Origin of the sequence: Granulicella sp. 5B5 (genome assembly GCF_014083945.1) — a bacterium.
Lineage (GTDB): Bacteria > Acidobacteriota > Terriglobia > Terriglobales > Acidobacteriaceae > Granulicella.
This window is the reverse complement of the sequence record NZ_CP046444.1, coordinates 1,974,320-1,988,524: the sequence shown is the minus strand read 5'-3', so window position 1 is coordinate 1,988,524 and position 14,205 is coordinate 1,974,320. Positions and strand designations below refer to the sequence as shown.

General features: G+C 62.6%; 9 protein-coding genes. 4 read left to right on the top strand and 5 right to left on the bottom strand.

The features are described 5' to 3' along the window. Positions 1-189 precede the first annotated feature (189 nt). From GOB94_RS08320 to GOB94_RS08310, 3 genes are read right to left on the bottom strand one after another with little or no spacing between them, the layout of a single operon-like run. Entirely contained in the window at positions 190-555 is a 366-nt protein-coding gene (locus tag GOB94_RS08320) for a hypothetical protein (RefSeq protein ID WP_182275501.1), read from the bottom strand. Positions 556-563: 8 nt separating this feature from the next. After that, on the bottom strand, positions 564-1,679 hold the full coding sequence (gene pheS, locus GOB94_RS08315; protein WP_182275500.1) for a phenylalanine--tRNA ligase subunit alpha: 1,116 nt from the start codon (positions 1,677-1,679) through the stop codon (positions 564-566). Between the two features lie 39 nt (positions 1,680-1,718). Next, complete coding sequence (locus GOB94_RS08310; protein ID WP_182275499.1) at positions 1,719-3,245, bottom strand: UbiA family prenyltransferase; 1,527 nt, start codon at positions 3,243-3,245, stop codon at positions 1,719-1,721. 521 nt (positions 3,246-3,766) lie between these two features. Between GOB94_RS08310 and GOB94_RS08305 the strand changes: the two genes are divergently transcribed. Further along, complete coding sequence (locus tag GOB94_RS08305) at positions 3,767-5,260, top strand: hypothetical protein (protein WP_182275498.1); 1,494 nt, start codon at positions 3,767-3,769, stop codon at positions 5,258-5,260. 42 nt (positions 5,261-5,302) lie between these two features. Then, positions 5,303-6,400 (top strand): ACP S-malonyltransferase, encoded by a 1,098-nt coding sequence (locus GOB94_RS08300; protein WP_182275497.1) that lies wholly within the window; start codon positions 5,303-5,305, stop codon positions 6,398-6,400. 224 nt (positions 6,401-6,624) lie between these two features. Here GOB94_RS08300 and GOB94_RS08295 read toward each other — a convergent pair whose 3' ends face one another. Continuing rightward, a complete protein-coding gene (locus GOB94_RS08295) occupies positions 6,625-7,236 on the bottom strand; it encodes a CGNR zinc finger domain-containing protein (protein WP_182275496.1) in 612 nt (203 codons plus the stop codon). 155 nt (positions 7,237-7,391) lie between these two features. Here GOB94_RS08295 and GOB94_RS08290 point away from each other — a divergent pair, with 155 nt between their 5' ends. Continuing rightward, positions 7,392-8,834 (top strand): alpha/beta fold hydrolase, encoded by a 1,443-nt coding sequence (locus GOB94_RS08290; RefSeq protein WP_182275495.1) that lies wholly within the window; start codon positions 7,392-7,394, stop codon positions 8,832-8,834. 52 nt (positions 8,835-8,886) lie between these two features. On the opposite strand, the gene GOB94_RS17000 is transcribed toward GOB94_RS08290, so the two are convergent. Next, the gene (locus GOB94_RS17000; RefSeq protein WP_182275494.1) at positions 8,887-11,202 is read right to left on the bottom strand and encodes a tetratricopeptide repeat protein; all 2,316 of its coding nucleotides are present in this window, start codon (positions 11,200-11,202) and stop codon (positions 8,887-8,889) included. Between the two features lie 239 nt (positions 11,203-11,441). On the opposite strand from GOB94_RS17000, the gene GOB94_RS08280 reads away from it, so the two are divergent. Beyond that, the gene (locus GOB94_RS08280) at positions 11,442-14,198 is read left to right on the top strand and encodes a carboxypeptidase-like regulatory domain-containing protein (protein ID WP_255483749.1); all 2,757 of its coding nucleotides are present in this window, start codon (positions 11,442-11,444) and stop codon (positions 14,196-14,198) included. Positions 14,199-14,205: the final 7 nt, after the last annotated feature.

Below are 14,205 nucleotides of genomic sequence, written 5' to 3'. Positions count from 1 at the left end.
CGCCCGTGCCGCTTGACACGCCATTTACAATAGAAGTGCAGGAAGAGCCCGGCCTAGAGCCGGGTTTCGTTGTCTTAGCGCTCTTTCAAAACTCGCCTCGGGAACGAAGTAACCAGCTGAATGGTTACGAGCCTAACCCCAATCCGCTGCGGATCTTAGCCCCAAAACCTGGGGAGGGTCGATGCCGGTTCAGCCCGCCTTACGGTCCAGCAGCCACCCCGCCACAGCTCCCAGGGCCACGCCGCAGGTATCGGTCACAATGTCGTAGACCTCAAGCGCTATCTGAAACCGCACCTTCTCGGAGTACTCGATTGACAGCCCCAGCAGCACGGCCCCGGCGAGCAGTAGGAGTCGCACACGTCCCTGGGTAGTGGACACCCACGCCAGCACGCCGAGCGTGAAGAAAAGTGCCAGGTGGAACAAGGGATGCAGGCTGCCTGTGGTGTGCAGAGCGCTCTTCAAGCCAAGCGGCAGCAGCGAAAGCACAAAGGCGGCGGCGGCTAGCGCGAAGCCGAAATATAGAAGAGCCGTCCTGTGGTGCGGCTGAAGTTGCATCGCGGCCCTCAGGCGAACTGCTCTAGAAATCGCATATCGCCGGAGTACAACAGCCCGATATCGCTGATGCCGTACTTCATCATCGCGATCCGGTCCACGCCCATCCCAAAGGCGAAACCGCTGATCCGGCTGGTGTCGTACACCGGCTCGCGGCCCAGCTCGATGCGCCGCTGGTTCACCGACGCGAACACCGCCGGGTCGACCATGCCGCAGCCCAGCAGCTCGATCCACCCCGAGTGCTTGCACTTACGGCACCCCTTGCCGCCGCAGAAGATGCAGCTGATCTGCACATCGGCGCTAGGCTCGGTGAACGGAAAGAAGCTCGGAAAGAAGCGTGTCTTCACCGCCGAGCCGAAGAAGGCCTTCATCGCATGGTCCAGCGTGCCCTTCAGATCGCTGAACGTGATGTCGTCGCCCACGCACAGTCCTTCCACCTGGTGGAAGACCGGTGAATGCGTAGCGTCGGCAGCATCGTTGCGATGTACCTTGCCGGGAATCACCAGCCGCAGCGGCGGGTCCTGCTCCAGCATGGACCGAATCTGCACCGGCGAGGTATGGGTGCGCATCAGCAGCCGCTCACGCAGCGGCTTGCCATCCTGCTCGGCGACCACGAGCGTGTCCTGTGTGTCCCGTGCCGGGTGGTTCGGCGGAAAGTTCAGCGCCTCGAAGTTGTAGAAGTCCGTCTCTACCTCTGGCCCAATACCCACCGAGTAGCCCATGCGCTGAAACACCTGCACGATCTCAGCCATGGTCCGCACCAGCGGGTGCTCCACCCCAACCCGCTGCGCCGTACCGGGCAGGGTAATGTCCAGCCCGGCAACTGTAACGGAAGTACCGCTGCCGCTCTGCGCCGCTTCCAGCCGCTCCTCGATGAGCGCCTTAAGCTTGTTGAAGCGCACGCCGAGCGTCTTCTTGGCCTCCAGCGGAGCGGACTTGAGCCACAGAGCACTTAGCTGTCCCAACCTGCCCTGCTTGCGTCCGAGCCACTCCAGTCGAAAGGCCTCCACGGCATCGGTTGAGGAGAGCGCACTGGTCTGCGCCGTCACCTCCGCTTCAAGGTCGGCAAAGATGCTGTCGAGGGAGGCTTCGTCGTAGCTAGTCAGTTCGTGGATGGCGGCGCTCATAGTCGTAATACTCAGGATAAATGAGCGCCGCCGCCCTGCCTAAAGTGCTGAGACGATAATGCAGGCCATCACCACGCCCAGCAGCAGGCTGCGCTTGTCGGTGATGGCGAAGACGACTGGATCGTCATGCATCTCGCCGCGGCTGGTCAACATCCAGATGTTGCTCAGCCACAGCAGCAACGCCGGCACCACCAGCCACAACCGGATCGGATGGTGATATAGCTGATGGGTCTCTGGATTGGAGATGTACAGCGTCATCACGACGACCGCCGCATAGGCCGAGCCGGTACCCAGGGCGCGCAGCTGCTCCAGATCGTCCACATGGTATCCGCGCCCGCTGGAGGCCACGCCACCCCGTTCGCGCAGACTGTAAAGCTCACTGAACCGCTTGACGAACGCCAGTGAGAGGAAGAAGAAGACACTGAACCCGGCCAGCCAGGTCGATACCGCCACCGCCGTAGCGGCGCTGCCAGCAAGAATGCGCACGGTGTAGAGGCCGCTCAGCACAAAAACGTCCAGCAGCAGCTTACGCTTCAGATACAGCGAGTAGCAGAGCGTCGTCGCCGTATAGAACAGCAGCCACTTCAGGAACTGGTAGGGACGCTCGAGAGGTATATTCGGCTCGACAAGCCGGTGAACATGCGGTAGCGCGATAGCCAGGACGATAGCCACCGTAAAGAGTAGAGCGATGGCGACTACACCGCTGATGGCGGACACGTCGCCGGAGGCGAACGCGCGTTTGCGCTTGGTGGGATGACGGCGGTCGGCATCAATATCAAGCAGGTCGTTGACGATGTAGGTAGAGGAGGCGCAGAGGCCGAAGCTGAAGAACGCTATCGTCGCGTCTACCAGCGTGGGAAGCGCCCACTGATGCGCCAACAGCATCGGGACGAAGATAAGAGTGTTCTTGGCCCACTGGTGCAGACGTATGGCACGTAGCCAGCCTCGCAACGGGGAAGAACGGTCCGTGAAGGTCTCCGCCGGAGTAATACGAGCCTCGCGTAGCTGACTCAACAGCGCGCGGTCTGGATTGGCGACCATCGGCAACTGGCATGAGATAAGAATGGGCCCATCGGGACTGGCGTTGCCGATGTAGCTGAAGTTCTCACCGAAGGCCTCGCGGAACGCGGCGAGCTTGTTGCCCCCGGCAAGGTTCGTGGAGCCGTCCGATGCGAGGACACCTTGGAAGATTCCGAGGTGTGCCGCAATCCGTTCGGCGAGAGCAGTATCTGCTGCTGTGGCAAGATACAACGTTCGGCCCGTGGCGTGCTGCTCTTGCAGATAGGCTAGCAGTGGTTGATTGTATGGAAGTGTCTCGACATCAAGCGTGACGGAGTTCGTGACGTGACGCTTAAACGCGGCCTTACCCTGCGCAAGCCACCTAGGAATTCGCACAAGATCGCCCGGGCGATGGCGCGCAAGATAGAGCACCGAGTCGATCAACGTATCAGATTTGACAAGGGTCCCATCGAGATCGACGCAGAGCGGACAATCCGATGCGGGCAATGGTTGTCCTGTGACCTCTATCCCAACGATGTTTTGAAGTTCCGTAGTCTTTGTCTGCATCTGGTCAATAAGTATTAGCCTGCTATTCCCGGCTTGGGTTTAGTCTGTCTGAGGTCGAACTGTTTTCCGGCGTGTGAGTTCGAGACGGTTGCGCTCAATATACCCTCAGTATGAGGGACGAAATAAACGATTGAACTGGAATGTATGCAATATATTTGCAGGGCCCTCTCCGTCTCAGAATAAATAGATAAATAGGATGCGCACAGGTGGCGCATATCGACTCAGGGCAGGTGTGTTCGATTGAGGACCAGTCGTGCGGAGGAGCAGGCAGATCTTCAGGTCTCCAACGCTGGGCAGGCAGAGGGGGCATTGGCGGGCTGGTGGTTAGCCAATGCCTCACTCTATTCACGACTCCTGTGATCTATCTGTTCTTCGACAGGCCGCGGCTGACGTTGCCGCGGTGGCGGCGGGCGGCATTGAAAGCCGCCGGACTGGGAAGTTGGGAGGGCAGCAGCTGACCACGCTGCGGCTGACTGAGGCCGGTAGCCCAGACTGCGCTGTGAGACGTCTAAACTGGTGTGGTGCGTACGGGTTCGCTTGCGATGACGGTCAAGCTGGGAACAGCCGCTGTGATGTTGCTGCTGGCAGCACCGTTCTGCGCCCAGATGCACAAAGTGGAGAAGCCGGAGCGCGTGACGCGTTCGATCGGAGTCTACGAGTGGACAGGTGATCTGAAGAAGCCGAGTGCGTCGAGGCTGATTCCGGTGTCGCTGTTCATCAACAGCCACTTTGAGGATGGCGATCTCTACCTGGCGCGGCCGGTGCCGTTTACGTTGGAGACCGGCGATGAGTACTCGATTGAACGCGCAGGGCAGAGTCTTGGGTTGTTCGATATTGAGTTCGCCCGCGATGTGGTGACACGGCGTTCTATGGTGGACGACGATCCTGTAGGCGCTTGGTACGGGTACGGCAAGTTTGAGCTGCCGCCGCCGAAGAAGAAGAGCAACCTGAAGGCTTCAGCGAAAGAACCGAGGATCTTTGGTGGAGGAGACGACGACCAGCCGCACTTCGCCGTCAGGGCGGGAGCAGAAGATAACGGCAGTTCAACTGGCGATAACAGCAAGAGCGGCACTTCCAGCTCTAGCGGTTCGACTCGGACAGGCACTACGACGAGCCCTGCACCGGATGATGATCCAGATCGGCCAACTCTGCGGCACCGCGATCCCAGGCCGGATACGAAGCACGAGAAGAAGCAGAAGGACGGCGGCAGCGTGATTCCGTTGGGGACTTCGTTGAATGACGATCCAGACCGCCCGATCCTGCACCGCGGGACGCCGGAAGAGGATGAGCTGCCGAAGGCGTTGACCGGGATTCCTGCCGATATGCAGCAGGCGGTTGCTGTGTCGGACGCTTCGGGCAACGATCCTCACGTGTTTACGCGCGAGTGGGAGTCTTCGGTTGAGCGGGCCGATACACTGAAGGCTGTTGAGGTGTTGGCACGGCCGCTGGTTGCGGCGTATCTTGCGGCGAACAAGTTGCAGCCTGTTGCTGCTGCGGTGGCGCGGAGCAGCAGCGGACCTTCGTTTGCCAACACGCCTGCCAGCGCGCCTGAGGGGCCGCCCCGGTTGACGCCGCGGAGTGCGCCGGTCAACACGCCGCCTAACTCGAAGAGCACGGCAACGCATAAGCGCGCGGTGGCGAAGAAGGCGGCTGCCGTGGTGCCGCTTGCGCTGACGGATGAGGACATCCGCGGCTACGAGCTCAGTTACGGTGGCCTGCCAACGTTCGTCTACACGGCGGAGACACCGGTGGCTGAGGGCGGGCCGGTGTACCTGACGATGGTGACGCAGCAGCTGCCCTCGGGTGAGATGCAGGTGGCGTTGACCAATGTGACCGATGCGACGCACCTGAACCGCGTGCCCTGGATGCGGCCGGTGGATGTTGTCGATCCGGATGGAAGCCATCGCGCGAGCCTACTGATGGAGCTGCGCGGGCCTTCGAGCCGGCAGTTTGCGCTGTACAGCCTGGTGACGGCGAAGGCTGAGCAGCAGTTCGTGACGGCTGTGATCGAGTAGCGCGCGCTGGATGATGGCGGCGTTCGTCTAAACTGTTAGGCGATGAGTACTGACACGATCACGACAACTTCTCCGACGATTGCACTTCTTTTTCCGGGCCAGGGCTCGCAGACCGTGGGCATGGGGCGCGCGTTCTATGACGGCTCCGCTGCTGCGAAGGCCGTGTTCGACGAGGCTGATGACGCGCTGGGGTTTGCGCTGTCGAAGCTGATCTTCGAGGGGCCGGAGGAGCAGCTGAAGCTGACCGAGCATACGCAGCCAGCTATCCTTACGATGTCGATTGCGGCGCTGCGGGTACTGGAGCCGGAGCTTGCAGCGCGCGGGCTGAAAGTTTCGTTTGCGGCGGGGCACTCCCTGGGTGAGTACTCGGCGCATGTGGCGGCGGGGACGTTCAGCTTTGCCGATGCGGTGCGGACGGTGCGCGCGCGCGGGCAGTTCATGCAGACGGCGGTGCCAGCGGGTGAAGGCGCGATGGCTGCGATCCTGGGGCTGCCGGTGTATACGATCAACGACATCTGCGCGGAGGTCTCCGATGCGCTGACGAAGGAGCCGGTGTCGCCGCATCCGACGGTGCGGGCTCATGCGGTGCTGGATGCAATGGCCGATCCGAACAACGGGGCTAGCACTCCGGTGGAGGTGGCCTCGCGGGTGAATGCGGTGGTGGCGCCAGCGAACATGAACTCGCCGGAGCAGACGGTGATCTCCGGGACGAAGGAGGCCGTGGAGCAGGCGGCGGAGCGGTGCAAGGAGGCCGGGGCCAAGCGCACGGTGATGCTGCCGGTAAGCGCGCCGTTCCACTGCGGGCTGATGCTGCCGGCGCAGTTGAAGCTGCAGCAGCAGCTGGAGACGGTGAGCTTCCATGATCCGGCGTTTCCGGTGGCGAGCAACGTGGACGCCCTGCTGATGACTCGCGGTGCGGCGGTGCGCGATGCGCTGGTGCGGCAGGTGACTGGCGCGGTGCGCTGGGTGGAGTGCATCCAGCTTCTGGCGGCGAGCGGGGCGACGCAGTTTATTGAGGTCGGGCCGGGCAAGGTGCTTTGTGGCCTCAATCGGCAGATAGACCGGGCGCTGGCGACGACGAATGTGGATGATCCGGCGAGCCTGGAGAAGACGCTGGCTGCTTTTTCGGCGGCGAGCTAACCGGGCACCCTCCCCCCGGTTTTTGGGGCTATGATCCGCAGCGGATTGGAGTTAAGCTCGTAACCATTTTTGTGGTTACCTCGATCGCTGAGGTGGGGCCAGAGGCGAGAGGCCAGATCCGAGATGCGAGTTTTGAAAGAGCGGTGAGACGGCGAAACCCGGCCTGGGCCGGGTTTTGTCTTGCTCTCTTATTGTAAATCCCGTGTCAAGGGGCTGGGCTGGGGTCAGGCTTGCCGCTGGCGCTGCTGGTAAGCGGCGACTTTGATCTTGTTTCCGCAGAGCCGCATGCTGCACCAGCGGCGTGCATTCTTCTTGCTGACATCGAGGTAGTGCACGACGCAGTGCTCGCACTTGCGTACCCTTGCGAGGTCTGTCGCTGTGAGCAGTTGTCCGATTTCGTGCAACAGCGATGCCCATAGAGTGTCGGCCAGAGAAGTGCCGTTTGCCTGGGCGCTCTGCAGCATTCCGCCCCGCAGGACGACGGCCTTGCGCAGGGGATGGGCAAAGAGGCGTGCGTTCAAATCCTCCAGGAATGCGGCGCTGGGCTGTTTGTCGTTCTCCAGCCGCAGAAGGGCTTCGCGCAGTTCTTCGCGGAAGGCGAGAAGCTGACGCAGAAATGTCTTTGCCTCGGCTGTGTGGCTCCAGGTTTTGAGCTGACTTTTTGCGTCAGCTGTGAGGGCGATGCCCGAAACGAGCAGCCAACGCACCAGCGCGGAGGTGTCCGGCAGCAACTCCTGCAGCCGATCGTCCAGCAAGAGTTGTGTGTTCAACAGATCGAGTGCGGGTTGATTGCCAACCACGAGAAAGCCATCGCTCCAGTCCCGGGACGATTCCATATTGTTACCTCTCCTTAAATATAACACCACTATTGAATCTTTTATCGGTGTCTGCGAGTCCAAGGTTCAGAGCGACACCGGGAGGGCTGCACCGCCCGATGGAACTGCGGTAACGGACTTAGACCGAATTCATTTTGTACTTCAGGAGATCTTCAATGTCAGCGATCAATACTTACCAGACCGTATCAGTTGCCGATGGCCGCACAGGCCCGGCGCTCAACATCTTCTATCGGGAAGCCGGCCCCAAGGACGCGCCTGCCGTGTTGTTGCTGCATGGCTTTCCTACTTCGAGCCATCAATATCGCGGCTTGATCGACCGGCTCTCCGACAAGTACCGGGTGATTGCGCCGGACCTGCCGGGCTTTGGGTTTTCCGATGCGCCGGAGGCGAAGAGCTTCGGTTACAACTTTGACCACCTGGCCGAGGTGATCGAGAGTTTTACCGATGCGGTAGGCCTGAACCGTTATGCAATCTATGTGTTCGACTACGGTGCGCCGGTAGGGTTTCGGCTGGCCGCGTCGCGGCCAGAGCGCGTGACGGCGCTGATCTCGCAGAACGGCAACGCGTATGAAGAAGGCCTGAGCGATGGCTGGAACCCCATTCGTGCGTACTGGGAGAGCCCGAGCGAGGAGAACCGCAACAACCTGCGCGCGTTTTTGCAGGCCGGAACGACGCAGTTCCAGTACACGCATGGCGAGACGGACGCGACGCGCACCGCTCCGGAGAGCTACACGCTGGACCAGTACTTCCTGGACCGCCCGGGCAATGACGAGATACAGCTCGACTTGTTTGGCGATTACAAGAACAACGTGGCCGCGTATCCACGGTTCCACGAGTACTTCCAGAAGCACCAGCCGGCGACGCTGGCTGTGTGGGGCAGGAACGATCCCTTCTTTCTGCCGCAGGGCGCGGAGGCGTTTCGGCGCGACATTCCTGACGCGGAGGTCCACTTCGTCGACGGCGGGCATTTTGTTCTCGAAGCACACCTGGACGAGGTTGCCGGCATCATCCGCGCGTTCCTTGCCCGGACGCTGGATGTGGCGCAGGGTGAGGCGTTGTTCGGGGAGCTGAATGCGGCATCGGTGCCTGCCGAGGCGAAGGAGATGGTCGAGGGCATGAGCGGCTTGTTTGGCTTTGTGCCAAACCTGGGCTATGCGCTCGCCGTTGAGCCCGTCGTGCTGAGTGCGTACCTTACGGTGCTGCAGTCGCTGGGCAAGACGACGCTGGACCCGATTGCGCAGCAGGTGGCGCTGGGTGCGGCGAGCCGCGCCAACGCGGCGGAGTACGCCGTCGCCGTACACGCGACGCTGGCGCAGAAGCTTGGCGCGCCCGCTGATGTGGTGGAGACGATTCGCCACGGTGGAGCGTTCAAGGACGTGAAGCTGGAGGCAGTGCGACGCTTTGCGGATGCGATTGCTACGAAGCGTACGCAGGTCTCCGACAGCGATGTGAATGCGTTGACGTCCGCCGGCTACGACAAGCGCGCGGCGGTGGCGATTGCCATGGCCGCGGGTGCCAAGACGCTGGCGAACACGGTGGCGCATCTGTCGCGGGTAGCGATTGACGATGACTTCAAAGAGGAGGCGAAGACGGCGTAAGAACACAGGGAGGGGAGGTGCGGCGAAGGTGGGCCGCACCTCCCCTTCTCGCTTATGGATGAGGGGCGTTGAGTTGTTGGAGGAGCTGGCGGGCCTGGGTGGCGATGGCGGGGTTGGTGGATTGGGCGGCGTCCTGCAGCAGGGGGATGGCGGGTTGCAGCTGGTTTTGCTCCAGCATGGTTTCGGCGAGGTCGAGCTCCGCAGGGGCGAAGTGGGGGTTGAGTTGTAGTGCGGCTTCGAACTCCTTGCGAGCCTGGGCGGATTGGTTGCGGACGCTGAGTATCTGGCCGAGGAGGTCGTGGGGAGCGGCGGAGGTGGGGTTCGCCTTGATGGCGGCCTCGGCTTCGCGCTGAGCGTCGGGCACGCGCTTCAATTGGAGCAGGGCTACGGCGTAGTCCTGGTGGACGGTGGCGCTGTCGGGCTCTAGTGCGGCGGCGCGTTGCAGTTGGAAGGCGGCTTCGTTCCAGTTGCCTTCACCGGCGAGAACGCGGGCGAGGTTGGAGCGGATGCCGCCGTCGTAGGGGTTGGTGGTCATGGCAGAGCGGAGGGCAGCTTCGGCGCCGTTGGCGTCTCCGGACTGCGCGAGCATGGAGCCGAGGTTGTTCTGCGCGTCGGCGAAGTCGGGCTTGATGGCGGTGCTCTGGCGGAGGTCGGCGATGGCCTTGTCGAGGTCGCCGGATTTGGCTTCGATGAGCGCGCGCTCGTACCAGAGAGTTGCGTTGCGGGGTTCGAGGTTGATGGCGGTCTGGAGCGTGGAGAGAGCTTCGGCGGTCGAGCCGTTTTCACCGAGAGCGACGCCGAGCCGACGCAGGCCGCGCGAGGATTGCGGATCGAGCTGCACGGCCTGGCGGTAAGCTGCGATGGCGCCGGTGAGGTCCTTGTTGTGGCGCATGGCGTCGCCGAGCTCGATGTAGAAGCTGGGCTGGCTGGGGTGCTTCTGCTGGAGCAGTTGCGAGAGCGCAGGGATGCCTTCGTCGAGGTTGCTGCTATCGACGAGCTGGGCGGCGGCGTCGTAGAGCGCGTCGACGGCGGTGGGCTTCTCGCCGTCGAGGAGGTAGCGGCGGACGGGGCCGTGATAGGCGTTGGCGGGGGTGTCGGGAATCTCCTGCCGCGCGGCCAGGAGTCGCTGCGCGGGCGGCGCGTTGCGCTGGATGAGGTGGTCGGTCATGATGGCGTGCACGACGTCCTCCGTGCGGCGCTTGGGCATGTGGCAGGAGACGCAGTTCTGCGTGGCGGGATGCAGGTGCGCGGCGACGTGTGTGTCCAGTGTTTTGGCGTGGCAGTTGAGGCAGATGGCCGTGTAGTAGGCCGTGGAGCTGGGGCCTTTGTGCAGGTCGTGGGGGTCGTGGCAGGTTTCGCAGGTGAGCGCGCCTTTGCTCTGGAGGTAGCACTGCGACTGGCGAAGGCGATAGGGGCCGTTGACGATCTCGAAGTTGGCGGTGTTGCCCTTGGCGGGGTCGCGTGCGAAGTAAGCGTTGAAGTCTTCAAGCGGCTGACCGGCCTCGTAACTGAAGGGCTCGCGGTCGTAGTGGCGGATGCGGTCGGGCAGGTTGCTGCTGGTGGTTTCGAGATGGCACTGCTCGCAGACCTGCATCTGGCGGGCATTGGAGAGGCTGGAGGGATTGAGGATGGAGGCGCGGATGGCCTGCATGGACTCGCCCTTGGTGCGCGCGAGCTTGACGTGCTCCGCGCCGGGGCCGTGGCAACGCTGGCAGTCGATGCCGGTGGGCAGCGTGCCGGTGTAGACGGGATTGGCGCTGAGGTCGCGATGGGCGGTGGCGGGGACCTCGGGGTAGGCGTTGTGGCAGAACATGCACTCGTAGGCGATGAGCCGGCGGGTCATGGGGTGGTCGTTGTCGAAGCCGGGGTTCATGCCCCAGTGGCCGCCGCTTTCTGCGTACCAGGCGAGTGGCAGCTCGATGAGGGTGCCGTCGTCTTCGCGGTGCAGGTAGGTGCGAACGTGGTTGCCGGAGCCCATGACGTAGTCGATGGTGAGCTCCTCGATGTTGGCGGGTTTGGCGTTGTAGCCGAGCTGCCAGCGGCGCTGATAGAAGCGGCCGTCGTGCTGGGTCATGCTGTAGTAGGTGGCGGAGGCGGGATGGAAGAACTGCGTGCCGGGTGCGGGGCTCTGCACGGTGTTGGCGGCGGTGGCGACGGCGAAGGCGTGGGCCATGCCGGTGCGGTCGTATCCTGCGGCCTCGCCTTGATGGCACTGAATGCAGGTGGAGGCGTCAGCGTACGCTGCTGCGTGGACCGTGGCGGGTGTGGCGCTGGAGCCGTGCGGGCGCAGCCAGAGGAACGCTGCGGCTGCTATGAGGGTTGCTATTGCTGCAGCGGCGGCTAGCCTCTTTGTCTTCGAGGAGAACATCGGGTGATCCAAAGTCGTGAGTGATGCTGATCGTAATTAAGGAGTGCTCGAATAGGAAGGTAACAGCTTCGATGCAGGTGAGTCGCGGGGGCGGTATTCGTTCGTGCATGAAACTTTCGCGGGGAACTTCAGTCTACGGGTTTGCGTAGAAGTGATTGAACGAGGGTGACGGGCCTGCCGGACATGCATGGTGCATGCGGATGCCGGTTTGTGCACGCACTCTCCCTGAGGAGAAGACCATGAGATTCCTCGCTGCCGCCAGTGTGCTGGCGCTTGCGATGCCGTATGCCTTTGCTGCGGCCCCTGCCGAGATCCCCGCCGAAGCGACCCCGGCGACCTGCCACGGAGACGCGCTGAACGGCACGGTGCGCGATACGACGCAGGCGCTGATTCCTGGCGCAATGCTGTCGATGGATGGTGCTGCGCCGATTACGAGCGGGTCGGATGGGCGGTATCACTTTAGCTGTGTGACGCGCGGCGAGCACAAGCTGGTCGTGACGATGCCGGGGTTCACGGCGAAGGTCCTGGCGGTGAAGGTGCCGCATGGCGCGCTGGATGTGGTGCTGGCGCCGGCGGAGGTGCAGAGCGAGGTGTCGGTTGATGCCGGCGAGGGTGCTGCGGTGGACTCGAGTGCGGCCGGGCCGACGCAGACGATTGCGGGCGACCGGCTGCAGTCGCTGGCGGATGACCCGGATGACCTGCAACAGCAATTGCAGCAGCTAGCGGCGGCGGCCGGTGGGAACCCGTCGAACACGACGATCTCGGTGGATGGATTTCAGGACTCGAGCAAGCTGCCGCCGAAGAGCTCGATTGCGTACATCAAGGTGAACCCGGACCAGTTCTCGGCAGAGTACCGTGAGCCGCCGTTCGATGGCGGGCGCGTGGAGATCTATACGAAGCCGGGGCAGCCGACGTATCACGGTGCGCTGTTCATGACGAACGGCAGCCCGTGGGAGAATGCGCGCGATCCGTTTTCGACGAGCAAGGCGGCGCTCGGCAAACAACGCTATGGGTTTGAGCTGACAGGGCCGATCACGAAGAAGGGCAGCGACTTTTCGCTGACGCTGGAGCACCGCGCGATCAATAACTTTGCGGTGGTGAACGCGACGACGCTGGACAGCAACTTCAATCCCGTGTCGACGATACAGAACGTGCCGACGACGCAGGCGCTGTGGGTGGGCGAGGCCCGCGTGGACTGGCAGCTCGGGCCTAAGAACACGTTCATCGCGAGCTACAGTCCGAATGTGAACCACCTGCTGAATGTGGGTGTGGGTGGGACGTCGCTGGCGTCGACGGGATATGACAATGCGGAGTATGACCACCTGTTGCACCTGAGCGACATTACGACGATCAACGCGAAGGCAATGCATGAGGCGCGGGTGAGTCTGCGCTGGGACGGCTCGACGGAGACGCCTGTGACGAATACACCGCAGGTGCAGGTAGCTGGCGCGTTCAGTGGCGGCGGCAGCACGTTCGGGCCGCAGACGGTGCGCGAGTTCAAGCTCGAAGTGGACGATGACGCGATCCTGACTCCGAAGAACCACACGATCAAGTTTGGCGTGCAGGAGCTGATGGCGCATGACACGCAGCAGCTGACGACGAACTTCAACGGCGTGTACACGTTTGGCGGCGGCTCGGCTCCGGTGTTGGATGCGAGTGGGAACCCGACTGGCGCGACGGAGACGATCACCGGATTGCAGCAGTATCAGCGGGCGCTGCAGGGACAGGCTGGCGGGGCGCCGACGGCGTATTCCGTTGTGACCGGCACGCCGAAGGTGAGCTTTACTCAGTTTCAGAATGCGGTGTTTATCCAGGACGATTGGAACGTGGGACGTGGTGTGCATATCGCAAGCGGTGCGCGATACTACTGGCAGAATGACCCGACGGTGCTGAGCTCGTTTACGCCGCGTGCTGGCGTGCTGTGGTCTCCAGACAAGAAGGGCCGCTGGACGCTGCATGCGCACGCAGGCTTGTTTGCAGGGCGGTATGGCACAAGCGATATCGCTGAGGTACTGCGCGAGGACGGTACGAAGCGCGTGACGAGCACGGTGTACAACGCTGTGTTCTGCAATGGTGCGGCTACGTGCAATCCGGAGGCGGGCGGGACGCCGATCTATAGCTTGCGGCAGTTCGATCCGCACATCTCAAACCTGACGTGGGGCGCGGAGAATGTTGGCGGCACGCGCGCGCTGCCTGCGGGGTTCAACCTTTCGGCTGACTGGTACGTTGGGCGGATCTGGAACTACTCGCGGACGGAGAACATCAACTCGCCGCTGAATGGTGAACCTACCGGGCCGCGGCCGGGGCCGGCGAACACGAACATCCTGCAGATGAACAACAGCGGGCAGGGACGCGTGAACGCGACGTTTGTCGGGGTGGAGAACCATACACTGAAGCGCTTCCAGTTTTTCTTCGGCGGCGTGCGCGTGAACCTGATCGACGACACGGACGACAATGAGCTCTCGACTCCGCAGACGACGGGCGTGGAGACGGGTGAGTATGCGCACCGCACCGGCCAACCGGAGTGGAACATCTTTGGCAATGCGAGCCTGAAGCTGCCGGAGAAGGTGCAGCTGAGTGCCGACTTCCATGGCGGCGGTGATGCGCACTACAACGTGACGACAGGATTCGACAACAATGGCGATGGCAACTTCAATGACAGGCCGCAGTATGCGCTGCCGGGGCAGGCTGGAGCCGTCCAGACGCCGTATGGCCTGCTGGTGGCGAGCGGCGGCACGGGTGTGCTGCCGCGCAACGTTGGCGTGATGCCCTGGACCTACTACTTGAACCTGAACGTGCAGCGGACGTTTGCGCTGACGAGGAACGCGAAGGCGGACCATCCGCAGTCGCTGACGCTGAATGTGCGGTCGGCGAATGCGCTGAACCACCTGAATGTGACGTCGGTGGGCGGTGTGCTGGGGTCGCCTACGTTTGGGGTTCCTTATGCCGCAGACAATGGGCGGCGGATTGAGATGGGGGCGCGGTATAGTTTTTAGGGAGTAG

Bases quoted from the DNA above. Each gene is read 5' to 3' on its own strand.
- GOB94_RS08290 (WP_182275495.1), top strand. From the start codon at position 7,392: ATGTCAGCGATCAATACTTACCAGACCGTATCAGTTGCCGATGGCCGC.
- GOB94_RS17000 (WP_182275494.1), bottom strand. From the start codon at position 11,202: ATGTTCTCCTCGAAGACAAAGAGGCTAGCCGCCGCTGCAGCAATAGCA.
- GOB94_RS08280 (WP_255483749.1), top strand. From the start codon at position 11,442: ATGAGATTCCTCGCTGCCGCCAGTGTGCTGGCGCTTGCGATGCCGTAT.
- GOB94_RS08295 (WP_182275496.1), bottom strand. From the start codon at position 7,236: ATGGAATCGTCCCGGGACTGGAGCGATGGCTTTCTCGTGGTTGGCAAT.
- pheS (WP_182275500.1), bottom strand. From the start codon at position 1,679: ATGAGCGCCGCCATCCACGAACTGACTAGCTACGACGAAGCCTCCCTC.
- GOB94_RS08310 (WP_182275499.1), bottom strand. From the start codon at position 3,245: ATGCAGACAAAGACTACGGAACTTCAAAACATCGTTGGGATAGAGGTC.
- GOB94_RS08320 (WP_182275501.1), bottom strand. From the start codon at position 555: ATGCAACTTCAGCCGCACCACAGGACGGCTCTTCTATATTTCGGCTTC.
- GOB94_RS08300 (WP_182275497.1), top strand. From the start codon at position 5,303: ATGAGTACTGACACGATCACGACAACTTCTCCGACGATTGCACTTCTT.